We start from the raw sequence: 22,387 nt of genomic DNA on the forward strand, positions 1-22,387 counted from the left end.
CGTCACCTGCTCATCAGATTGCGCCGGTCCAGGTCGCGGTCGAAGCGATACGACATGAACCGGCGTGTCTCACCCAAGGTGGAGGAGCATCGTTTCCGGGCTCTCCAGATACCCTTTCCAGGCGTTGCAGAAGCGGGCGATGGTGCCGCCATCGATCACCCGGTGATCCCCGGCCCAGGTCACGGTCATGATCGCTCGTCGCGTCACCTCGCCCCGGTCGTCGAAGCGCGGCAGCCACTGGGTCTTGCCGATGGCAACGATGGCCAGCTCCGGGGCGTTGATGATCGGCGCCGCATAGGTGCCGCCCAGTGCGCCGATGTTGGAGATGGTAATAGTGCCATCCTTGAGATCAGCCTGGTCGACGCGGCCCTCCCGCGCCGAGGTGGTCAGCCGCTCGACCTCCCGCGCCACGTCGAGCAGGGTGCGACGCTCGACGCCCTTGACGTTGGGCACCAGCAGGCCTGAACGGCTATCCACCGCCATGCCCACGTTGCACGACGGCAGGTAGTGGATCTCGCTGACGTCAGCATTGAGCCTCGCGTTGAGGATCGGGTGCTCCTGCACCGCCAGCGCCATGGCCTTCATGAACAGCGGCATCAGCGTCAGCCGGGTGCCCTGAGCCTCGGCCTGGGGCTTGAGTCGCTGGCGCAGCGCCAGCAGCTCGGTAACATCGATCTCCTCACCGTACTGGAAGTGCGGGATGGTGCTGGCGGACTCCACCATGCGCCGGGCCATCACCGCCCGCATGCCGCGAATCGGCTCGACGCGTACCTCGCCCTCCGGGGCTGCGGCGCGCGCGGCCGGCCGGGCCGCGGCTTCGCCGGCAGCCTGCCGATCACTGGGCGCCGACGTCTCGGCGCCCTGCTCGAGGAAGCGCAGCACATCCTCCTTGAGCACCCGGCCATCCTTGCCGGAGCCGGGAATAGCCTCCAGCGAAACACCGTGTTCACGCACCAGGCGACGTACCGCGGGACTGGCCGGTACCCGCCCGTAGGGGCCGCGCCCACCGCTGGCTACCGGGGCGGCCGTCACCGGCTTGGCGGCGGGGCTCGCTGGGGCGGCCGCTGACGGGGCGGGTGCCGGCTGGCTTGCCGGGTCGGCCTGGGCCGGCCGATAGGCAAACAACGGCGCATGCACCTTGGCGATCTCGCCCTTGGGGACGTACAGCTTGGTCACCTGCCCGGCCTCGGGCGCGGTGATCTCCACCAGCGCCTTGTCGGTCATGACATCGACCAGCGGCTGGTCCTCCTCGATCGTCTCGCCCTCGGCCACGCGCCACTCGACCACCTCGCACTCGACGATGCCCTCGCCAATGTCGGGCAGGATGAAATCCTTCGTCGCGGCAGCGGATGAAGCCGTTGCGGGGGACTGCGACGTGGGCGCCGGGGCTTCCGCCGCCGGGCTCGCCACCTCGTCCGCCGTGTCGGCGACCGGCCGCGGCGGCTCGGCCGTCTCGGCGCTCACCGCTGCCCCCTCCGTTTCATAGGCAAATAGTGGCGCATGCACCTTGGCGATCTCCCCCTTGGGGACATACAGCCGGGTCACCCGCCCCGCCTCCGGGGCGGTGATCTCCACCAGCGCCTTGTCGGTCATCACCTCGACCACCGGCTGGTCTTCCTCGATGACATCGCCCTCGGCGACTCGCCAGTCGACGATTTCGCATTCCACGATACCTTCGCCGATATCGGGCAGCATGAAGTCACTCATCTTGCATCTCCTGTCCTGATATCGAACGTCAGAATTCCACGCAGGCCCGAATGGCCTCGTAGATCTTGAGGTGGTCCGGCATGTACTCCTTCTCCAGCGTCAGCGGGAAGGGAGTGTCCAGGCCGGTCACCCGCTCGATGGGCGACTCCAGGTACAGGAAGCAGCGCTCCTGGATCGTGGCGGCGATCTCGCCGGCGAAGCCGCCGGTGCGGGGCGCCTCATGGCTGATCAGCAAGCGACCGGTCTTGAGCACCGACTCGACTACGCTGTCCTCGTCCCAGGGCAAGATCGAACGCAGGTCGATCACCTCGCAGGAAATGCCCACCTTTTCGGCCATCTCCACGGCCTTCTCGATCAGCTCCATCTGCGCGCCCCAGCCGAGCACCGTGATGTCGCTGCCCTCCTTCGTCACCTCGGCCTCCCCGATCGGCAGCTGGTAATCGTCTTCCGGCACCTCGCCGGTGGAGGCGCGATAGAGCCGCTTGGGTTCGAAGAAGATGACCGGATCCGGATCGCGGATCGCGGAGAGCAGCAGGCCCTTGGCCTGGTAGGGATTGCGGGGCACCACGATCTTGAGACCCGGCGTATGGGCGAAGTAGGCTTCAGGCGATTGGGAGTGGTAGAGCCCGCCGGAGATCCCACCACCGTAGGGAGTGCGGATGGTCAGGCCACCGACGTTGAACAGATCCCCGGAACGAAAGCGGAACTTGGCCGTTTCGTTGACGATCTGGTCGAAGGCCGGAAAGATATAGTCGGCAAACTGAATTTCGGCCACCGGCACCGAGCCCTGGGCGGCCAGGCCGTTGGCGAAACCGATGATGCCCTGCTCGACCAGCGGCGTATTGAAGCAGCGGGCGCGGCCGTACTTCTCCTGGAGATGGCTGGTGGCGCGGAAGACGCCACCGAACACTCCCACGTCCTCGCCGAAGCAGAGCACCTTTTCATCCTCGGCCATGGCGATGTCGAGGGCATTGTTGATCGCCTGCAGCATGTTCATCTTGGGCATTTCAGGCTCCTCCCTGCTCGCCATTGGGCTTGTCGGCATCCGCCGTTGCGCTGACATCCGGGTCGAGTGACCGTGCCCCCTTCGGATAGGCCTCCGGGTGGCGGCGAATGTGCGACTTGAGGCGGTCGAGCTGACGCTGCAGCGCCGGGGTAACATCGGCATAGACGTCGCTGACCAGGCTATCCAGGGGCGGCGGCGGCCGTTTCTCGGCGCGCTTGAGGGTCTCGAGGACCTCGCGACGCAGGCTCTCCTGAAGGGCCTTCTCCTCGTCTTCGCTCCACCACCCCAGGTCGATCAGCCAGCGCTGCATGCGCAGAATGGGGTCCTTCTCGCGCCAGGCTTCCTCTTCCTTGCGCGAGCGGTAGCCGGAGGGGTCGTCCGAGGAGGAGTGGGCGGCCAGGCGATAGGTCATGGCCTCGATCAGCACCGGCTGGTTCTGCTCCACGGCGATGACGCGCGCCTGCTGGGTGGCCTGATAGACCGCCAGGACATCGTTGCCGTCGACGCGGATCACGTGCATGCGGTAGCCGAAGGCGCGCGGGGCGATGCCGTCGGCGGCAAACTGCTCGCTGGCCGGCGTGGAAATCGCATAGCCGTTGTTGCGACAGAAGAAGATCACCGGCGCCTTGTGCACCGAGGCCATGTTGAGGGCGGCATGGAAATCACCCTCCGAGGCCGCCCCCTCGCCAAAGAAGGTAATGGTGCAGTGGCCCTCGCCGGCCAGCTTCTGCCCATAGGCATAGCCTGCGGCCTGGGGGATCTGGGTGGCCAGCGGCGAGGAGATGGTCATGTAGTGGAGCTTGCGCGATCCGTAGTGGATCGGCATCTGGCGGCCCTTGCCGTAATCGAGCTCATTACCGAACAGCTGGTTCATGAACTCGTCGTAGGTAAAGCCACGATAGGCCAGCGCGCCCTGCTCACGATACTGCGCCATGATCATGTCGGCATCGTCCAGGGCCGCCGCGGCGCCGATGACCGCCGCCTCCTCTCCGGTGCACTGCATGTAGAAGGAGAGCCGGCCCTGACGCTGGGCCGCCAGCATGCGCTCGTCGAGCACCCGGGTGAACAGCATGGCGCGGTAGATGCGCAGCGCCTTCTGCTGATCGAGGTCGGGCGCCTCGGCTCCCTCGAAGAGGGTGCCGTCCTGCTGCAGGAGCCGAAAGGTCGGAATATGGAACTCGTCGCCGGTCATGAAGGCCAGCGAATGGGTGTCTTGTGTTGTTGTCATCATCCTGGTCCTTGGGTAGTGGCAGGAGGAGAAACCGCCCCTTGTGAGGGCAGTGTTGACTCTACTGTAGCCGCACGCCAGGGGTTAGCTCCAGCGTTCAGCCAACGGATCGCAGTTGACGTTAACGTAAAACGGCGCCGAACGCATCTATTTTGCTGCCGGCCAGTCAAAAAGCTGAGGATTGCTCTGCCAAAGTACCTTCTGACGGTGACGTACCCAGCCCGATCAGCGAGGTGCCAGGCGCGGCATGAAGCGCTCAAAGAGGCTGTCGACGCTGATCGCCAGCAGGCCGATCAGCACGGCGCCCTGCACCACATAGGCGGTGTTGCCATTGACGATGCCGGAGATGATCGGATCACCGAGGTTGCTGGCCCCCACGGTGGCGCCGATGGCCGCCGTGGCGATATTGATGGTCACCGAGGTGCGGATTCCGGCCAGGATGACCGGCGCCGCCAGCGGCAGCTCCACCTGGCGCAGGACCTGAACACCGGTCATGCCCATGCCGCGTGCCGCCTCGTGGACGGCAGGATCAATGCCCTCGATGCCGGCCAGGGTGTTGCGCACGATCGGCAGCAGCCCGTAGAGCAATAGCGCCATGATGATTGGCAGGGTACCGAAACCCAGCACCGGCACCGCCAGCGCCAGCACCGCCACCGGCGGGAAAGTCTGGCCGATGGAGGCGAGCTGGCCGACCAGCGGGCGAAAATCCCGGCCGGCCGGCCGGGTCACGGCAATGGCGGCGCCGACGCCGATAGCGACGGCCAGCAGCGACGCCACCAACACCACCATGACATGCTGTACCAGCAGCGCCAGGAAAGTGTCGCGACGGTAGATCACCTCGCGGCTATCGGGTTCGATCAGCCGCAACACGCCTTCCAACTGCTCCATGCCGAGGGTCGCCGCCAGCAGCAGGCCCAGCCAAAGCAGCGGCATGGCCCAGCGCCATCCGGACACCGGGGGGGAAGACCGCACTGCGCGATTCACTCCGGCCTCCCCCCCACCAGCCGGCGCAGCGACAGCTCGCCGATGGGGATATCGTCGTCATCCACCACCGTCAGGCGGTCGACCCGGTGCCATAGCATCATCGACAGGGCATCGCGCAGCGGCGCCGTCTGCGCCACCCGTTCACGGGCCAACAGGCGCGGCCCCAGCGGCAGCATCCGCTCGCTGACGCGCGTCAAGCCCGCCTCCTTGAGACCACGCTCGACGCCCCCCAGCAGCGAGGCCACGAAGTTGTCGACCGGTTCGCGCAGCAGCTCGATGGGGCGGCCCTGCTGGACGATGCGCCCCCGATGCATCACCACCAGCCGATCCGCCAGGGCCAGGGCTTCGTCCATGTCGTGGGTAACGAAGACAATGGTCTTGTGCAGACGCGCCTGCAGATCGCGCAGCTCATGCTGCAGCGATTCCCGGGTAATGGGGTCCAGCGCCCCGAAGGGCTCGTCCATCAGCAGGATCTCCGGGTCGGCGGCCAGCGCGCGGGCCACCCCGACCCGCTGCGCCTGGCCGCCGGAGAGCTGATGCGGATACTTGGCGGCGAACTCCGCCGGCGGCAGGCCGAGCAGCCCCATCAGCTCCGCCACGCGCTCGCGGATACGCGTCCTGGGCCACTTGAGCAGCCGCGGCACCAGGCCGATGTTGCGTGCCACCGTCCAGTGGGGGAAGAGCCCGGTGCTCTGGATCACATAGCCGATGCGGCGACGCAGGAGCTGCTCGTTGAAGGTCCTCACCGGCTGGCCGTCGAGGTGAATCTCGCCCTCGCTGTGTTCGATCAGGCGATTGATCATCCGCAGGGTGGTGGACTTGCCGCACCCGGAAGTGCCCACCAGGGCACACAGCTCGCCTTTCTCGACGCGCAGTGAAATGTCGTTCACGGCGATCTCGTCGCCAAAGCGCTTGGTCACGTCGAACAGTTCGATCATCTCGCCCCTCCATGGCGCAGGCCGTCCGCCAGGGCCCCGAACAGCGCGTCGGCCAGCAGCGCCAGGGCGATGATCGGCAAGGCGCCCAGCAGCACCAGGTCCATGGCCGCCTGCCCCAGGCCCTGGAAGATGAAGGTGCCGAGCCCGCCGGCACCGATCAGCGCCGCCACGGCGGTGAGCCCGATCGCCTGCACCGTGGTGATACGCACCCCTTCGAGGATCACCGGCAGTGCCAGGGGCAGGCGCACTTGCCAGAAGACCTGCTGGCGGCTCATGCCCATGCCGCGAGCCGATTCGAGCACCCCCGCGTCTACCCCTTCCAGCGCCACGAAGGTATTACGCACCATGGGCAGCAGGCTGTAGGCCACCAGGGCCAGCCAGGCGGGTGCCCAGCCGATGCCGCTCACGCCCAGCGCCGAGAGCCACTCGACCCGGGCCGAGAGCCAGGCCAGCGGCGCCAGCAGCAGGCCGAACAGCGCCAGGCTGGGAATGGTCTGCAGGAAGTTGAGCACCGCGAACCCGGCCCGCTGCAGGCCGGCATGACGCCGCATGGCCAGCGCCAGGGCAACCCCCAGCAGCAGGCTCGCCCCCACGGCGGCGCCCACCAAGGCAAGGTGATAGCCGATAGCGGCGACGAACTGATCGCTGCGTCCCTGGTACTCACGGTTGAGCGCCAGGGGTTCCAGCCAGTGGGCCAGCGCCAGCCACCAGGCGGCCAGGACCGGCAGCAGCAGCGCCCAACCTTGCCACCGCGCGAGCCCCAGGCGGGTGCGCAGCTCCAGCAGCACCAGCAGCCACAGGAACAGCAGCAGCCAGACCGATGCACCGATCCCCAGCCGCGCCTGGGGGAGCGAGGGATCCACCAAGGCCCACACCGCCGCGGCAAGCCACAGCGGCAGCGCCGCCAGCAAGGCCACCACCAGCGCCACCGCCAGGCGCAGGCGTCGGCTGTCGGGGCGCCAGGCCAGGGCCATAACCCCCAGCATCGGCAGCGTGACCAGCAACATCGGCCAGCCCCCCATGACCTCATAGGCACGGTGGGGCGCCCCCGCCACGATACGGTTGGGGGCGACACTGACCGCATCGAGTGACAGCCAGGCCAGGAGCCCTGCCAGCATCAGGCTCAGCAGTACCCAGTTGGGCGAAGCGTGTCGCTCAGCCGCCACGACCTATTCCGCTGCGTCCAGCTTGGCAAGGAAGTCGGCTGCCACCTGACGAGGGTCCAGGCCATTGACCGCCACCTCCCCGTTGAGCCGCTGCAGGGTCTCCAGATCCAAGGCCTGGAACACCGGGGCCAGCAGCGACTCGATCTGCGGATGGGCCTCGAGTACGGACTCGCGGACCACCGGGGCCGGCTGATAGACCGGCTGCACGCCAAGGGTGTCCTCCAGCACCACCAGATCCAGGGCTCCCAGGCCGCCATCGGTGCCATAGGTCATCGCCGCATTGACGCCGCTGGTCTGCTGGGCCGCGGCACGCATGGTGGCGGCGGTGTTCCCGCCGGACAGCACCAGCAGCTGATCCGAGCTGAGTTCGAAGCCGTAGGCGCGCTGGAAAGCCGGAAGGGCCTGCTCGGACTCGACGAACTCCGCGCTGGCGGCAAACTTGAAGTCGCCACCCTCGCCGAGAAAGACCGCCAGATCCTCCAGGGTCGCCAGACCGTGCTCGCGGGCCAGGTCGCCGCGCACGCTCATCGCCCAGGTGTTGTTGGCATCCGCCGGGGTCAGCCACACCAGGCCGTTGTCAGCATCACGCTCGCGCACGGTCGCCAGCGCCTGTTCGGGGTCGTGCCAAACATCGCTGTCGGTCATGTCGAAGAAGAAGGCACCGTTGCCGGTATACTCCGGATAGAGATCGATCTCGTCGGCCAGCAGTGCACCACGCACGATGCTGGTGCCGCCGAGCTGCAGGCGGTCGCGGGTCTCGATCCCACCCTGCTCGAGGCGCTGCAGAATCAGCTGTCCGAGCACCGAGCCTTCGGTATCGATCTTGGATGACACCACCACGGGATCGCTGGCCTGGGCGGTGGCTAGGGTGAGTAGCGAGCCGGCGGCCAGTGCCGCCAAGCCGGTCAGGGAGCGGTTCATCGCTATCCCCCATCGGTTGTGAATGTACGCTGAGTATAAGGCGTGTACAGTTTGCCTGTCAGACCCGATTCTCAACGCGGATCCCCTTCATCATGCTGCAACGCCCCACCGCCCCTCTGGACTGCTGCCACCACCCGCTGGTGAGAGACCTGGCGTGGGTCGTGCTTGCTCCGGACCTGATCGCGACACGGTGGCAGGGGCGCCCCACCCGGGAGCAGCTGGGGCTGGCGGACGACGCCCGCTTCCGCGACTTCCTGCTGGCACTGGAGGCCAATCCCGAGCCGCTGGAGCGCCGGGTCGGCAATACCGTCAACGGCCGCATGGGGCTCTATCATGAGCGGCTCTGGCAGTTTTTGCTCGATACCGCCCCGGCAACCCAGCTGCTGGCCCACAACCTGCGGGTGCAGAGCGGCAAGCAGACGCTGGGGGAACTGGACCTGCTCTACCGCCGCCGTGAAGACCCCGCCCACATCCACCTGGAAGTGGCCATCAAGTTCTACCTGGGCCTGCCGGAAGGTCCGGGCGGTGACACCCATCAGGCACGCTGGATCGGCCCCGGCGGTGCCGACAGCCTGGCCAGTAAACGCCATCGCCTGCACCACCATCAGCTGCGCCTGACCGAGCGGCCGGAGACCCGGCAGGCGCTATTCGAGTTGCTGGGCAGCGATGCGGTAGGCGCCGACCGTCCCTTGGTCATCCATCCCCAGCTGGCCATGCCCGGGGTGCTGTTCTACCCCTGGCGTTTTCACCTGCCGGCACCGCTCGATGCCTGCCACACGCACCTGCGCGGCACCTGGCTGTTCTGGCGACAATGGCGCAGCTATCGCGACGGCCTGGCCGCCGGGACCCGGGGCGCCTGGCTAACCAAGCCCCACTGGCTCGCCCTACCCCGCCCTGAGCGGCTGCTGGCGCTGCGGGAGCTCGAGGCACGGCTGGCGGAGCACTTCAGAAAACCGGCCTCACCAACCCAGCTGGCCCTCTGGCACGCCGAGCGCGGCTGGCGGCGGCTGTTCGTCGTCGCCGACGACTGGCCAAGGCAGATTCCATTGCCTCCCTACACCTGAGGGCGTACCGGCAGCCGGAGATCCTCCAGCAGTGTCTCGATCAACTGCTCCTCATGCAGTGCCCTGTTCCGTGCTTCCAGGACAGCGCGCAGCTGAGGGTCCCAGCAGGCATCCAGCGGCTTTCCCTCCAGTGGCCTGCCGGGCAGACGGACACATTCCTCGAGATCGACTGCCTTCATCCGCCAGGGACGCATGGCGAAGCGCGTCAGAAGCGAGTTGGCAATGCTGACACCCGCCCAGTCGAAGTCCCCGTGGTAGTACAGCACGGCACCGGCGGCTTGCAGCTGTTCGAGAAGCGTCAACGCGGCGGCACCGGGGCGCCCCCAGGTGGTCATCAAGGGAGCACACCTCGACCCCAGACATTCGGCGGCCTCGGCCACCACGGCGGGGTTCTCGCAGACAAAAACCTGACGCCCCGCCACATCCCACTGCGGCGGATGGCGAAGCAGCTGACGCAGGGTCAACCAGGCCGGTTCGGCAAGATCATGGTACTGCCTCAGCGCCGGGTCCAGGGCGTGTTCGCCAAGCAGTGGCAGACGGTGGATCAGCACCGCGCTGGTGATATCGCCGCCCAGCAGCACGCCGGCATGGGCCCATATCGAGCGCTCATCGGGGTGTGGCAGGGCCACGCCACCACGCCAGTGGCGGGCCAGGGCGCGCCGCACCAGTGCCGAGACGGGCCGTCCGGCATCCAGGGCGTGGGCATCCCCCAGGCACTCGGCTGCCAGGGTGCTAAGCGTCATGCCCTGTGTCGGTAGTCGCTTGAGCACGCTGAGCGACTGCTCGAGCAGCCGTCGGCCCTGCCGTTCGCTGCGTCCCGCCAGGCGCTTGAGCTGGCCACCACCGCGCAGATCCTCCAGCCAGCCGCTCACCTCCAGACGCTCGGCCTCGGGATGATAGGCGTCGAGCAGCTCGCGCCAGCGTCGCCGTACCTCCTCGCGCTCGGCCCGGCCGTCCACCAGGGGGCCATCCAGCGCCTCCAGGGCGGCCCTCAGATCGCTGGCCACGCCGGCTCGCGCCAGGGCATGGGAGAGCGCCTCGAGATCAACGCTCAGCGACTTCCCCTGGCGAGGGGCCCGCCCGACTAGTCGTTCGACGGCGGCACGCTCCGTGTCGCTGACCCGGCTGAGGGTCAGACGTCCCTCGCCATCGCGCATCAGCTTGCGGGATAAACGCTGGCGCAGACGGGCAAGCCCAGAGCCACCCAGCAGGCGCTGCAGGCGTTCGAGGTCCATCAGAACAGGCTATCCATGCCGCCCTCCGACTCACTGCCAATGGCTTCCCGCTGCGGCTCCCGCATCTGACTGGCGGGCAGCTCATCCCGCACCCGGCGCTTGCCGTCCCACTTCCAGCGGGTGACGTGGACGGCATCGACGCCTTCCCGGCGTACCAGCTGGGCGATAGCCAGCCCCGGCACGTCCGGATAGCAGCCCCACTCCCGCTCCGAGGTCATGACGGCGTCCAGGTCGAACTGGGCCAGCAGCCCCATGCTCTTGGCCCGGGCGTCGTCATCGATGCCGGCGAACACCTCATCGAGCATCACCAGGCGCGGCGCATCCTCATGGGCGCTGCCGTAATGGCTGGCCGCGGCGGCGAACAGCGGCAGGGTGATCACCAGGGCCCGCTCGCCCCCGGAGGCAGGACCATAGGCGGGACGCCACTGACCGTTCTGGTGGCGCTCCACCACGAAGCGGTGCCAGAAACGGTAGTCTAGGGCGCGCTCGAGGATCTCCTGGAGGGCGCCGCCTTCGTCGCTGGCCCGCGCCTCCTCGATGCGTCGGCGGAGGAAGTCGCCCACCACCTCGCGATCCTCCGGCGACCAGGCATCCAGGGCCTGGCGACGCAGCCGTTGACAGACGTCGGCCAGCCCCGCTGGCGCCGCCATACCGCCGGCGATCTGGCCTTCGGTCAGCGGCTGCCAGCGGATGCGCAGCCGCATGCCGGTACTGGTGGGACGGCTCTCCAGTTCGCGGTTCATGGCTAGCACATGGCGCTCGGTGGCGGTGATACACTCCTGGATATGGCTGGCCACCTCGTCGATCAGGTAGGTCTCGAGCAGCTCCCGCTCGCGGGCATTGAGCAGCGCCTGGCGTTGGCCGATCTCGTCGTTGAGCTGGCGAAACAGGGCATCGGGGTCCTGGCGCCGCCCCTGGAAGACGATGCGCACCAGCAACAGGTCGTCGCGGGCCTCCGCGAGGCAGTCGTGGCCGCCGCGGGAGAGCACATCGGTGAGCCCCTTGATGTGCTCGTGGAGCCGCCCCTGATGGGCGTGCCAGCTCTCGTCGGAGGCGTCGGCGCCGGCAGTCGCCTGGGCGGCGGCGCGGGCCAGGCGTACGGCGGGATCCGCCGCCCAGGAGGCGGGCTCCTCCGCCGCGAAGGCCTCGGGGGCGGCGACGCGCAGCAGCCCCTCCTCCACCAGGGCACGGAAGGCGGCGATCATCTCGGCTCGGCGCTCATCCAGCTCCGCCAGGCGCTGCTCACCGTGGGCCACCTTCTCGGCCAAACGCGCCACCTCGCCCAGCAGCGTCTCGAAGCGTTGCGCCTGCTCGCGCTGCTCCAGGGTCAGCGCCTCGCTACGTTCCTGGATGGCCGCCAGCTGACGCTCCAGCTCCTGCACCTCGGCGCCCATGGTCTCGCGCAGGGTATCCCGGCGTACCTCGGCCTCCCGGGCCTGCTCGAGGGCCTCGGCGTGCTCCCACTGGGCCTGCTGCAGCGCCTCGCCTGCCACCTGCCGCTCCTGCAGCTGCTCGTCATGGCGTGTCTTCGCCTGTCGCCAGGTCGTGATGGCCTGCACCAGCTCGCTGGCGGCGAGCCGATAGTCGTTGAGCGCGGCCTGGATCCGGCCCAGGGGCTCGCGCTCGGCGGGCAGGCGCAGATCCTCGGCGGCCTGGTAGAGCTCGCCGCGCAGGGCCTCCAGCGCCTCACGAGCCTCCTCCAGCGCCTCGCGGGCCTGGTCCAGGCGATCGGCCTGGGTGTCCCGGGCGCGCCGCGCCGCCGCCTCGTTGGCATGGGCGTCGCGCAGCGCCTGGGCAGTGGGGCGCTGCTGCCACTCCTGCTCGACGACCTGGAGGCGCGCCTCCAGGATCTCGAGCGCCGCCACTATCTCGGCGTCCTGAGTGGCCAGGGCGTCCAATGCCTGCTGGATCTCGATCAACCGGCGCTGCCGGGCGGCCTCCCGCGCCGCATGACCGATATAGACCGCCGCCGGCTTGCCCCAGCGGCCGCTGAGCTGGCCCAGCCGCCAGGCCCCGTCGGGGCTCACCCAGGCGAAGGCCTCGGAATCCCCCAGGCCGATGCCGGCCAGCAGCCGCTCGACGACGTCGGCGGCGACCGGGGAGTGGGCGGGGGGATCGGCGCGCAGGGCGCCGGCCAGGCTCGCCTCCCCCATAGGGGCATCGCCATCGGCCATCGGCGCCAGCAGGGTGTCCCAGGTGTCGGGGGCGAGCAGCTCACCCTCCGGCAGTACCCAGGCGTCGAGCAGTCCCGCGGCCTCCAGGGCCGCCTCCAGTCCGGCACGCTGGCCCTCACCCAGGGAAGGGTGGAAATCCACCAGTTGCCATAGCGGCGCGCCCGGGCGAGCGTCACGGGCGCCCTCGCCGCGGGTGTAGGGCTCGGGCGGTGTCCGCTCATCGCCGGCCTCCAGGCGGCGGCGCTCCGCTTCCCGCTCGGCGCGCTCGGCGTCGAGCTCCCGACGCTGCTGCGCCAACCCATGGCGCTGCTGGTTCAGGCCCTCTCGCCGGGCGTCCCGGGCCGCCGAGAGTCCTGCCTCGGCGGGGTCACTGCCGCTCAGGTGGTCGCACCAGGGCGCCAGCTCGGCGAGCAGCGCCTCGGGGTCTTCGGGGGTCAGCTCCTTGAGGGTGGCGAAGCGCTCACGCCAGCTTGCCTGGAGCGCCTCGGCGGCTTCCAGGCGAACGGTCAGCGCTTCCTGCCACTCCTCCTCGCGACTCGCCAGGGTCTCCTCCTCCCGGCGCGCCTCATGCTCGACCCGATGGAAGGCCCCCTCGCCGCGCCCCACCTCGTCGAGGCGGCGATTGAGGTAGGTCACGCCCTCCTCGCGGCGGCGATGCAGGTCCCGCAGGGCCTGCTGCAGGGCGTCGATCTCTCCAGGGGCGGGAGGTGCCGGGTCGGCGCTGTCCGCTGCCGGCAGCATCACCGCCACCTGCCGGCGATGCTCGGCCCCCACGCCGGCCCCATCGGCGAGCTCGGCGCTCGCCTCTCGCTTGCGTGCCAGCGCCGAGACGTCGGTCTCCAGGGCCTGCTCGGCCTCGGCGAGGCGCGTTTCGGCGCGCCGATGGTTCTCTTGCTCCCGGTCCAACTGATGCGCTTGGCGCTCGGCCTGGTTACGGCGCTGCCGCGCCAACTCCTCGGCGTTGCCCAGCGCCTCCGCCGAGCGCATGGCGTCGCTGGCCTCCAGGGTGCGCTGGCGGGCCGCCAGGTCACGCTGCCGCCCGGCCAGGGCCTCCCGCGATGCGCCGAGGGCATCGCGGGTCTCCAGGGTCTGCTCGTGGGCCTGGCGATCGCGCCCCAGCTGCAGGCGAACCCGCTCGTACTCAGCGTTGGCGCCAGTCAGCCCCTCGGCCCGGCGGCGCACCGCGATGCCGGCATAGTGGCGGTAGTGCCCCAGGAAGGCGTCCACCGCCCGGGCGGTCTCCTCCAGCCCCTGAATCTCCTCGCGATAGACATCCAGGCTGCGGTAGGCCTCAGCGACCTCGCCGATCAGGCCACGCCCCAGGGGCGGTAGGGCGTCGCTGAGCGCCTGGGAGAGGCGGTTGGGGTCGGGCTTCTTGGCCAGCTGCGGCTGGCGCAGCTGCAGCAGCAGATCGAGCAGGGCGCCATAGCGCTGCTCACCCAGGCGAAAGAGCCGCTCGTCGATGGCGCGCCGGTAGTCCGCGGCGCGATCATACAGCTGCCCCTGGCTGCCCAGTGACTGGCCCAAGCGCTCTCGGCTGAGGCTGCGTCCTTTGTCAATCAAAAAGAGGTCGCGGCCGATGCGCTGGGGCGTGGTGAAGAACCAGGAGCGCACCGGACGCCCCGCCACCGCCTTGAGGCCGCAGCCCACCGTGAAGGTCTCGGGCCCCGCCTCCCCCTGACGCCCGAATTCCAGCCAGGTGTAGCCCAGACGCTCCTGATACTCGCCCACCAGCAGGTTCCACTCCATGCGCTTGGCGCTGTCGCCGTCGGGCTCCACCCGGGAGGGGATCAGTTGACCATCGAGCAGAAACGGCAGGGTCAGCGCCATCACCTTGGACTTGCCGGTGCCATTGTTGCCGCGCAGCAGCAGCCGGCCATCGTGGAAGTGGAAGGTCTCCTCGTCGTAGTAGAAAATCTCCACCAGGCCGCAGCGCAGAGGCTGCCAGCGCTGGCTTTGCGATTCGGGAAGCTCAATCATTGAAAGCGGACTCGGCCAGATCGGGTTGGGGGTTGTCGGGAACATCGGGGAGAGAGGGCGACTCAACGCAGAAGCGCCCCAGCGCCGGCCGCGGCAGGACGCACTCGCCCTGGCGCTTCACCAGGCCCAGCGCCGCCAAGCGAGCCAGGGTCTGGCGGGCCAGGCCGTGGGCGGCCCCCGGCTCGCAGGCGGACTTGCGCCAGTAGCGGCGAAACGTCTGCTGCCACTCCTGGATCCAGGCCTCGGCCTCCTGGAGCGCGAGGCCGTCGGGGCCGGCAGCGGCCAGCCGCTCGGCCATGAGCAGCGCCAGGTGGCCCTCGGTGCCCTCGGCCGGCAGCTTCTCGTCGGTCAGCTCCCCCTCGGGGTCCACCAGCGCCAGCCCCTCGGCACGCACCTCGGCCACCAGGCCCGTGGCCTGCTGCAGCCGGCGCAGCAGGGGCCCGCGCTGATTGGCCAGGTAGGCGGCCTCGTCCTCGTCGAGCGTCTCCCGGTAGATCACCGGATCATCCAGCAGGCGCCGCGCCAGGCGATGCCGCAGCTCACGGTTGCGCCCGTCGGGGGTATCCGGCACGAAGGTCTCGCTCAGCGCGCGCAGACGCGCGTCCAGGTCGAGCTCGCCATCGGCGCCGTTCAAGGCCACCAGGGAGGGGCCCCGGGCAGTGACCAGCAGCGCCGAGAGCAGTCGGCGATCCACGTCGTAGAGCACGTCGCCCTCCAGGCCGCGGCGCAGGAACTGCTCCTCGTCGCCGGCCACGCGCAACAGCACGCCGAGCTCCATCAGCAGGCGCACTACCACCACCAGATCCCGCCGCGCCTCCTGGTGGTCCAGGGAGAACGCCAGCCCCCGCTCGGCCAGCCCCGGGTCGCCGACCGCCTGGCCCAGTCCCTCGCCCAGGCGGCCCAGGGTGATCTGGGCATCGCCCCGCTCGAGGTCGGCCAGCAGCAGGCAAAAGAGCGCATAGCGGCGGCGATTGAAGGTCTTGCGCTGGGTGCCGCGGCCCACCACCGCCGGGCGAGTGGGGTCGCCGAGATCGGCGGGGCGCTTGTGCAGGCGCACGAAGTCGCGCTCGCTCTGCAGATGCCAGCCGGTCTCCCGGGCCAGCCAGTCGCGCAGCGTCGCCCCATGGCGACGGATCAGGGGAAAGACGGGATCATCGCTGCGGATCAGCGGCCGGGCCAGCAGGGCGCGCAGGGCACGCCGCTGCTCCTCCTGACGCTGGCGCGTCAGGGCATCGCTCAGCTCGTCCATGGGCTCTCCTCCAGATCGACGATCTCCAGGCGGTAGTCACGACCGCTGAGCTCCCCGGCGTCGGTGCGCAGGGTCGCGGTGGTCTCTGGTCCCAGGGGCGCCAGGGTGATGCGCAGGCTACCATCGCCGGTGGTGGTGGTCACCGCCGTGTCATCCCCGGGGCTTGCCGCCAACGCATCGCCGAGCAGGTTGAGCAACAGGCGAAAGGCGCCGTCGTCGAGCGTGCCCAGCTCGGAGAGCCGCTCGGCGCGACGCTCCACCAGCTGACGCCGGGCGGCCCGGGCCGCACTGGCTTCCTCGGCAAGCTGGCGGGCCAGCAGCTCGCGCTCCCGGGCGCGACTGCGCAGCTTGGGCGGCGCGCCGGGCTTCTGGTAGCTGCCGGTGGCGCGCAGCCGTGCCTGTACCTGCAGGCCCGGCGCTTCGGCCCAGGGTGTGGTGGCCGGTACCGGCGTCTGCTGCCACTGCTCGGCGGTCTCGGCGTCGATCACCAGGTGGCGGGCCGGCGTCAGGCCGAAGGCGGTGCGCCACAGGCGGTGGGCCTCGCCGTCGTTGTCACACTCCAGGAACCAGCGCGCCAGGGTGCGGAAGTCCGCCGAGCGGTCGCTGCGCGCCATGCGCCGCTCGTTGAGGCGGCCGACCATCTCCAGCAGCTGGGTCACGGCGCGCCGGGCGCTGCTGCGCAGCAGCCGGGCCTGGGCCTGGCGCCCCGGCTGGTCGAGGAACCAGGCGCGCAGCCCCTCCCAGTGGCCGTGCCAGCGCCGCCACGCCTCGGCGAAGGCCTGGGCGCGCTCCTCGTCGTCCGGGGACTCGCCCGGGGCCAGGTCGGTGAGTTCGCGCTCGGCGGCCTGACGCAGCAGTCGGGCCACCGGCGCTTCTGCATCGCCGTCGCCATCCAGGGCGCGGATCAGCTCGGCGATCTCGCCGGAGGCGGTGGTCAGGTCGCCGAGGAAGCGCTCGATATAGCCGATCACCCGCTCCTTGTAGAGCAAGAAGGCGTCGGCATCGCTGCCCTGCCCCTCCAGGGTGCGGTTCAGCCCGGTCATGAAGGCCCGAGCATTCTCGGCCAGGTCGGCGAAGACCCCGGCCAGGTCGCGCAGCAGTAGCTGACTCTCGGTAGCCGAGGGCGCGTCGCTCTGGGCCAGGGTCAGCAGGGCGCGTAGGCGGGTGCGGATATCCTCCAGCGCCACGCTCTGCAGGGCGCCGCGCCGCCCCAGTTCCTGCTCGAAGGTGGCCAATGCCGCCTCCACCGCCTCGCCCTGGCGGGTGATCTGATAGACGTAGAGGGCGCGATAGTAGTCCTCCACGCTGGTCACCCGGGCATTGTCGCGCTCGGCGTCCAGGTTGCCCCAGGTCACCAGCTGGGTCAGGGCCGCCTGCACGGTGGCAAGCTCCGGCTCGCCTACCTGCTGCTGCACATCCTCCGGGCGCAGATGCACCAGAAAGTGGGACTTCGCCTCCACGAAGGCGCGCATCACCCGGCGGTAGAGGTCGGCCTTCTCGGCGGTGACATAGCTGAAGGGGGTATAGTCCAAGCTGGCTCCGGTTTATTCGATGGGTATCAGCGCCTGCTTCAGCAGGCTCCTCTTGCGTGGCACCAGACTCACCTCCAGGCCCAGCGGCTTGAAGGCACGGTTCATGACCTCCAGGGTGACGCTGCCCGTGTCCCTCTCAAGGTCGGAAAGGGTGCGACGGCTGATGCCGACCATTTCGGCATAGCGTGTTTGAGAGAGCCCCAGCACATCGCGCCTCAGCGACCTCAATAGCTGGCCTTCGGTCAGGTCGCCGGCGTAGAGCTTGCGGAGCAGGGCCACCAGCGCCGCTTCGGGATCATCGGGGTAGCGGGATCTCATAGCAGGCCCCAGCGGCGCAGCCGCTCATCCAGGGAGCGAAGCCCCACGGCAGGCATATCGAGAATACGCGCCGGCACGCCTCTCGCCGCCAGTCGCTCATCCAACCCCTCCAGCGCGACAGCAAGCTGCCGCAGCTCTGCCAGGAGTCGATCGGGCTCCGCCAGGTCGCCAAGGGAGTCCGCAATGGCGACCCAGTCGAACTCACCGCCTACCTCTAGCGGCGCTCCCCACTGGGTGGTGCGGGTCACCCCTTCTGGATCCGCTTTCATCGGGGCAAAGTCATAGACCGGCGAGAGCCAGCTACCCTCCGGCCGCTTGAGCAGCGCCGAATTGCGGCCATGATTATCGGAGTTACCGAAGGCCACATTCAGCAGGTCGCGCCTGACCCATTCGATGACGAAGGCCTGAGCGTCGAAGACGGCGCCCAGCTCTCGCACCCGGTGCTGCCCTTCCATCAGACCAACCAGCCGGCGTAGCGTGTCCCCATGCTTGAGGAAACTGCCGGGCGCCGCCTCCATCAACGAATAAACCGACTCCAGGCCATAGTGAACCCAGGCGCCGTCGAGGTACTGCATATCGAAGCGGGGCAGCCACAGGGAGGGGTAACGCTCCCCCTCGACCAATCGCATATCGCTCGTCCCGATCGTATCGACACCCAGCGCCGCCAGCTCCTGGTAATAGTGATACTCCGCGCGCAGGATATCGCAGTCATCGATGGAGCGCCGTCCACGCGGAAACTTCACCAACATCGGAATATCCGGCTGGTGACAGTCATCCTGCCAGGTGTCGATCCAGACCTCTTCGTCGCCGGAAAGGCGCAGCAGCAGCTTGGGAGCCTCACCGCCCGCTCCGGTGGCACCACCGCTGGCGGCCCCCATCTGCTGAGCATATTCCAGAAAGTCCGTATCTCGCTCCACTACGCTCCGCATGGCAAAGCGTCGCTCCCCCAGCACATCCTTGGCCGAGGGGTCGGGCACGGCTTCCTTGATCCGCAGGTTGCCTATCGGCGCGATGGTGCCACGGGCCAGCAGCTCGGTGTCCTGGTGCCCTTCCGGGAGATCCTGCAGCCCCAGGTAGTTGACCCAGAAGCGGCGGCTGGCGCCTGCCGGCATGATGTCTTCCAGAAAGCCGAACCAGCGCGGTGACTCGTGGGTCAGCATCAGCTCCACCGGAAGCAGCATGCTGCAGGCGTGCAGGTCATCCCGAAACATCCGGTCGAGGGCGTAGTCAGGTGAATAACGCAGACGTGAGGTGCCTCGCACACCACGCTCAGGTTCCGGCAGTGTCAGCTCGGCCGCATCGCGCCAGGCTTGGTCGAAATGAATCTGTATCGTCAGTACCAAGACACCCTCCTGCGCAAAATTATGCTCATAAATGGCAGTGCAACGCATTTTTGAGCAGTATGACTCACAGTCTATTCGATAGACAGGATATTTGAGCAGAAATATGCACACCCAATCCAGCAGGCCGCTCAGCAAAACGCCCGGCACACCTTGCGGTGGGCCGGGCGTCTGCCAGCTGGCGGCGCGGAGCTACCCCTCGGGCTTCTCGTACACCCAGGCGGTACCCTCGCGGGAGTCCTTGAGGATGATCCCGAGCGCGGCGAGCTCGTCGCGGATCGCATCGGCGGCGGCGAAGTCCTTGGCCTGCTTGGCCGCGGCGCGGGCAGCGATGCGCGCCTCGATCTCGGACTCGGCCAGCGGCAGTTCGCCGGCCCCCCCCTTGAGGAAGGTGGAGGGATCCTGCTGCAGCAGTCCCAGCACGCCCCCCAGGTGGCGAAGCTCGGCGGCGAGCGCCGGGGCCTGTTCCGGCGCCTCCTTCTTGGCACGGTTGAGCTCGCGGGCCAGCTCGAAGAGCACCGAGAGCGCTTCCGGCGTGTTGAAGTCGTCGTCCATGGCCACGGTGAAGCGCTCGGCGAAGCGGGCATCGATGGCGCCCTCCCTGGGCGCAACGTCCGCCAGCGCATTATAGAAACGCTCCAGCGACTTGCGCGCCTCGGCAAGCGACTCCGGGGCGTAGTTGATGGGGCTGCGATAGTGGCTGGCCACCAGCAGATAGCGCACCACCTCCGGGTCATGGTGCTCGAGCACCTCCCGGATGGTGAAGAAGTTGCCCAGCGACTTGGACATCTTCTCCTGGTTGACCCGCACCGCCCCGGCATGCATCCAGGTGTTGACGTAGGTCTTGCCGGTGGCCGCCTCCGACTGGGCGATCTCGTTCTCATGGTGGGGGAAGGTCAGATCCGGCCCGCCGCCGTGGATGTCGAAGGTCTCACCCAGACAGCAGGTGGACATGGCCGAGCACTCGATATGCCAGCCGGGACGCCCATCGCCCCAGGGCGACGGCCAGTGGCTCGCCTCCCCGGGCTTGGCCGCCTTCCACAGCACGAAGTCCAGGGGGTCCTCCTTGTGCTCATCCACCTCGACCCGAGCGCCGGAACGCATCTCATCGGGGTCGCGGTTATTGAGCTTGCCGTAGCCTTCGAACTTGCGCACCCGGTAGTAGACGTCGCCGTTGTCCGCCGCGTAGGCATAGCCCTTGGTGATCAGTGTCTCGATCATCCTGATGATCTCACCGATATGGCCGGTGGCACGGGGCTCGTGGTCGGGCCGCAGCACGGAGAGGCGCGCCTCATCCTCGTGCATGGCGGCGATCATGCGCTCGGTCAGCGAGTCGATCGGCTCACCGTTCTCCTCGGCGCGCCTGAGGATCTTGTCGTCGATGTCGGTGATATTGCGCACGTAGGTGACGTCATAGCCGCGCTGCCGCAGATAGCGGGTAATAACGTCGAACGCCACCATCACCCGGGCGTGACCCAGATGGCAGTAGTCATAGACGGTCATGCCGCAGACGTACATGCGCACCTTGCCCGGCTCGATGGGCGTGAAGGCTTCCTTGCGACGGGTCAGCGTATTGTAGATCTGCATATCAGCCCTTCTTTTGATCGTGCGCTTTCTTCTGGATCTTCGCCCAACTGTCCTTGAGCCCCACGGTGCGATTGAACACCAGCCGGCCCTCGCGACAGGCGTGACGGTCGGCGCAGAAGTAGCCGACCCGCTCGAACTGGAAGCGGCTTTCCGGCGTGACCTCGGCCAGGCTCGGCTCGCCGATGGCCTGGCAGACCACCAGCGAGTCGGGATTGAGGTGGTCGAGGAAGTCGGCGTCCTTGTCCTTGTCCGGCTGCTCCACCTGGAAGAGATTGTCGTAGAGGCGCACTTCCATGGGCACGCCGTGCGTGGCGCTGACCCAGTGGATCACCCCCTTCACCTTGCGGCCTTCGGGGTTCTTGCCCAGGGTGTCGAAGTCCACCGAGCAGCGCAGCTCCACGACCTCTCCGGCGTCGTTCTTGACCACCTCGTCACAGCGGATCACGTAGCTGTTGCGCAGGCGCACCTCCTTGCCGGGGGCCAGGCGGAAGAACTTCTTGGGCGGCTCCTCCATGAAGTCGTCCTGGTCGATATAGAGCTCCCGGGTAAAGGGGATCCGGCGCACGCCCAGATCATCCCGGGCCGGATGCCCCGGCACCTCATAGACCTCTTCCTGCCCCTCCGGCACATTGGTCAGCACCACCTTCAAGGGCTTGAGTACCGCCATGGCCCGGGGCGCATTGTCTTCCAGGTCGGCGCGGATCGCATGGTAGAGCATGGCGATATCCACCAGCCCGCCGTCGGCCCGGGTCACCCCAATCATCTCGCAGAACCGGCGAATCGAGGCCGGCGTGTAGCCGCGGCGACGCATCCCGGAGATAGTCGGCAGGCGCGGGTCGTCCCAGCCGTCGACGATGCCCTCATCCACCAGCAGCTTGAGCTTGCGCTTGGAGGTCAGGGTGTAGTTGAGGTTGAGCCGCGCGAACTCGATCTGGCGCGGCTTTGCCGGCACCGGCAGGTTATCCAGGAACCACTCGTAGAGGGGGCGATGATCCTCGAACTCCAGGGTACAGATGGAGTGAGTGATGCCCTCGATGGCGTCGGACTGTCCGTGGGTGAAGTCGTAGGACGGATAGATCTTCCACTTGTCGCCGGTCTGGTGGTGATGGGCGTGGCGGATCCGATAGAGGATCGGATCGCGCAGATTGATGTTGGGCGAGGCCATGTCGATCCTCGCCCGCAGTACCTTTTCGCCCTCGGCGAACTCGCCTGCGCGCATGCGCTCGAGCAGGTCGAGGTTCTCCTCCACGCCGCGCTCTCGGTAAGGACTCGGCCGCCCCGGCTCGGTCAGGGTGCCGCGATACTCGCGCATCTCCTCGGGCGAGAGGTCGTCGACATAGGCCTTGCCCTCGCGCACCAGATGCTGAGCCCAGGCGTAGAGCTGGTCGAAGTAGTCCGAGGCGTGACGCACCGGCCCGGCCCACTGGAAGCCCAGCCACTCCACGTCCTCCTTGATGGCGTCGATGTAGGCCTGCTCCTCCTTGGCCGGGTTGGTATCGTCGAAGCGCAGGTGACAGTCACCACCGAACTGCTCGGCCAGGCCGAAGTTGAGACAGATCGACTTGGCGTGGCCGATATGCAGGAAGCCGTTGGGCTCCGGCGGGAAGCGAGTCACGATCTTGCCGGTGCGGCCGGCCTCGATCTCCTCGCGGATCTGGTTACGGATGAAATTCGGCGCGCTGGTGGTGTCGGTGGTCATGGTTGGAAAAACAACCTCTGGTTGAAGGTGCGGGCCTGGCGGCGAGCGTTGGCGACTTCCAGGGCTAACGGAGTTGCCCACAGCGAGGGGCGCCGGGGGCAGGCCGGAGAGGAGGTCCTACGCCAGGGATGGCGTCGGTAGCGCCCAGGGAGGGGTTCACAGCGCCTCCTCGCAGGCCTGCCGCCGGATAAGCCCCGAGCGATGCCGCTGTCTGCGATAGCCCTGAACATCCCGGTGCTCGCTTCGCGCATCGAAGCAA

16 protein-coding genes are annotated in these 22,387 nt (G+C 68.3%); 1 reads left to right on the forward strand and 15 read right to left on the reverse strand.

The features are described 5' to 3' along the window. Positions 1-69: 69 nt before the first annotated feature. From HOP52_RS05305 to osmF, 7 genes are all read right to left on the reverse strand, one after another. The gene (locus HOP52_RS05305) at positions 70-1,707 is read right to left on the reverse strand and encodes a dihydrolipoyllysine-residue acetyltransferase (RefSeq protein ID WP_238976279.1); all 1,638 of its coding nucleotides are present in this window, start codon (positions 1,705-1,707) and stop codon (positions 70-72) included. Between the two features lie 28 nt (positions 1,708-1,735). Continuing rightward, positions 1,736-2,713 carry an alpha-ketoacid dehydrogenase subunit beta gene (locus HOP52_RS05310; protein ID WP_238976281.1) on the reverse strand — a complete coding sequence of 326 codons (978 nt, stop codon included), beginning with the start codon at positions 2,711-2,713 and terminating at the stop codon, positions 1,736-1,738. Position 2,714: 1 nt separating this feature from the next. After that, positions 2,715-3,941, reverse strand: coding sequence for a thiamine pyrophosphate-dependent dehydrogenase E1 component subunit alpha (locus HOP52_RS05315; RefSeq protein WP_238976283.1), 1,227 nt, complete (start codon positions 3,939-3,941; stop codon positions 2,715-2,717). A gap of 225 nt (positions 3,942-4,166) precedes the next feature. Next, a complete protein-coding gene (locus tag HOP52_RS05320) occupies positions 4,167-4,874 on the reverse strand; it encodes an ABC transporter permease (protein WP_238976284.1) in 708 nt (235 codons plus the stop codon). Between the two features lie 47 nt (positions 4,875-4,921). Next, entirely contained in the window at positions 4,922-5,863 is a 942-nt protein-coding gene (locus tag HOP52_RS05325) for an ABC transporter ATP-binding protein (protein WP_238976286.1), read from the reverse strand. Then, entirely contained in the window at positions 5,860-6,981 is a 1,122-nt protein-coding gene (locus tag HOP52_RS05330) for an ABC transporter permease (RefSeq protein ID WP_238976381.1), read from the reverse strand. Before HOP52_RS05330 ends, HOP52_RS05325 begins: the two co-directional genes overlap by 4 nt. A 51-nt stretch (positions 6,982-7,032) precedes the next feature. After that, the gene (gene osmF, locus HOP52_RS05335) at positions 7,033-7,950 is read right to left on the reverse strand and encodes a glycine betaine ABC transporter substrate-binding protein OsmF (RefSeq protein ID WP_238976288.1); all 918 of its coding nucleotides are present in this window, start codon (positions 7,948-7,950) and stop codon (positions 7,033-7,035) included. Between the two features lie 92 nt (positions 7,951-8,042). On the opposite strand from osmF, the gene HOP52_RS05340 reads away from it, so the two are divergent. After that, entirely contained in the window at positions 8,043-9,014 is a 972-nt protein-coding gene (locus tag HOP52_RS05340; RefSeq protein ID WP_238976290.1) for a DUF1853 family protein, read from the forward strand. Here the strand turns inward: HOP52_RS05340 and HOP52_RS05345 are convergent. The 8 genes from HOP52_RS05345 to HOP52_RS05380 form a co-directional block, all read right to left on the reverse strand. Next, positions 9,005-10,249 carry a TIGR02679 family protein gene (locus HOP52_RS05345; protein ID WP_238976292.1) on the reverse strand — a complete coding sequence of 415 codons (1,245 nt, stop codon included), beginning with the start codon at positions 10,247-10,249 and terminating at the stop codon, positions 9,005-9,007. The two genes, HOP52_RS05340 and HOP52_RS05345, sit on opposite strands and share 10 nt — an antisense overlap. Further along, positions 10,249-14,403 carry a TIGR02680 family protein gene (locus HOP52_RS05350; RefSeq protein ID WP_238976294.1) on the reverse strand — a complete coding sequence of 1,385 codons (4,155 nt, stop codon included), beginning with the start codon at positions 14,401-14,403 and terminating at the stop codon, positions 10,249-10,251. The genes HOP52_RS05345 and HOP52_RS05350 overlap by 1 nt, the downstream gene beginning before the upstream one ends. After that, positions 14,396-15,652 carry a TIGR02678 family protein gene (locus tag HOP52_RS05355; RefSeq protein ID WP_238976295.1) on the reverse strand — a complete coding sequence of 419 codons (1,257 nt, stop codon included), beginning with the start codon at positions 15,650-15,652 and terminating at the stop codon, positions 14,396-14,398. Before HOP52_RS05355 ends, HOP52_RS05350 begins: the two co-directional genes overlap by 8 nt. Next, complete coding sequence (locus HOP52_RS05360; protein ID WP_238976296.1) at positions 15,640-17,184, reverse strand: TIGR02677 family protein; 1,545 nt, start codon at positions 17,182-17,184, stop codon at positions 15,640-15,642. The genes HOP52_RS05355 and HOP52_RS05360 overlap by 13 nt, the downstream gene beginning before the upstream one ends. A gap of 12 nt (positions 17,185-17,196) precedes the next feature. Beyond that, positions 17,197-17,502 (reverse strand): helix-turn-helix domain-containing protein, encoded by a 306-nt coding sequence (locus HOP52_RS05365; RefSeq protein ID WP_238976297.1) that lies wholly within the window; start codon positions 17,500-17,502, stop codon positions 17,197-17,199. After that, complete coding sequence (locus tag HOP52_RS05370) at positions 17,499-18,845, reverse strand: type II toxin-antitoxin system HipA family toxin (protein ID WP_238976299.1); 1,347 nt, start codon at positions 18,843-18,845, stop codon at positions 17,499-17,501. Before HOP52_RS05370 ends, HOP52_RS05365 begins: the two co-directional genes overlap by 4 nt. Positions 18,846-19,034: 189 nt before the next feature. Beyond that, positions 19,035-20,429 (reverse strand): cysteine--tRNA ligase, encoded by a 1,395-nt coding sequence (gene cysS, locus HOP52_RS05375; protein ID WP_238976301.1) that lies wholly within the window; start codon positions 20,427-20,429, stop codon positions 19,035-19,037. Position 20,430: 1 nt separating this feature from the next. Beyond that, positions 20,431-22,128 (reverse strand): glutamine--tRNA ligase/YqeY domain fusion protein, encoded by a 1,698-nt coding sequence (locus HOP52_RS05380; RefSeq protein WP_238976302.1) that lies wholly within the window; start codon positions 22,126-22,128, stop codon positions 20,431-20,433. Positions 22,129-22,387 lie beyond the last annotated feature (259 nt).

The sequence above is a fragment of the Billgrantia campisalis genome, assembly GCF_022341425.1.
In the GTDB taxonomy this organism is placed as follows: domain Bacteria; phylum Pseudomonadota; class Gammaproteobacteria; order Pseudomonadales; family Halomonadaceae; genus Halomonas; species Halomonas campisalis.

Excerpts from the sequence above, each read along its gene's own strand:
- HOP52_RS05350 (WP_238976294.1), bottom strand. The coding sequence starts at position 14,403 with ATGATTGAGCTTCCCGAATCGCAAAGCCAGCGCTGGCAGCCTCTGCGC.
- osmF (WP_238976288.1), bottom strand. The coding sequence starts at position 7,950 with ATGAACCGCTCCCTGACCGGCTTGGCGGCACTGGCCGCCGGCTCGCTA.
- HOP52_RS05325 (WP_238976286.1), bottom strand. The coding sequence starts at position 5,863 with ATGATCGAACTGTTCGACGTGACCAAGCGCTTTGGCGACGAGATCGCC.
- HOP52_RS05380 (WP_238976302.1), bottom strand. The coding sequence starts at position 22,128 with ATGACCACCGACACCACCAGCGCGCCGAATTTCATCCGTAACCAGATC.
- cysS (WP_238976301.1), bottom strand. The coding sequence starts at position 20,429 with ATGCAGATCTACAATACGCTGACCCGTCGCAAGGAAGCCTTCACGCCC.
- HOP52_RS05345 (WP_238976292.1), bottom strand. The coding sequence starts at position 10,249 with ATGGACCTCGAACGCCTGCAGCGCCTGCTGGGTGGCTCTGGGCTTGCC.
- HOP52_RS05340 (WP_238976290.1), top strand. The coding sequence starts at position 8,043 with ATGCTGCAACGCCCCACCGCCCCTCTGGACTGCTGCCACCACCCGCTG.
- HOP52_RS05310 (WP_238976281.1), bottom strand. The coding sequence starts at position 2,713 with ATGCCCAAGATGAACATGCTGCAGGCGATCAACAATGCCCTCGACATC.
- HOP52_RS05315 (WP_238976283.1), bottom strand. The coding sequence starts at position 3,941 with ATGACAACAACACAAGACACCCATTCGCTGGCCTTCATGACCGGCGAC.
- HOP52_RS05355 (WP_238976295.1), bottom strand. The coding sequence starts at position 15,652 with ATGGACGAGCTGAGCGATGCCCTGACGCGCCAGCGTCAGGAGGAGCAG.
- HOP52_RS05305 (WP_238976279.1), bottom strand. The coding sequence starts at position 1,707 with ATGAGTGACTTCATGCTGCCCGATATCGGCGAAGGTATCGTGGAATGC.
- HOP52_RS05330 (WP_238976381.1), bottom strand. The coding sequence starts at position 6,981 with ATGCTGGCAGGGCTCCTGGCCTGGCTGTCACTCGATGCGGTCAGTGTC.
- HOP52_RS05320 (WP_238976284.1), bottom strand. The coding sequence starts at position 4,874 with ATGCCGCTGCTTTGGCTGGGCCTGCTGCTGGCGGCGACCCTCGGCATG.
- HOP52_RS05365 (WP_238976297.1), bottom strand. The coding sequence starts at position 17,502 with ATGAGATCCCGCTACCCCGATGATCCCGAAGCGGCGCTGGTGGCCCTG.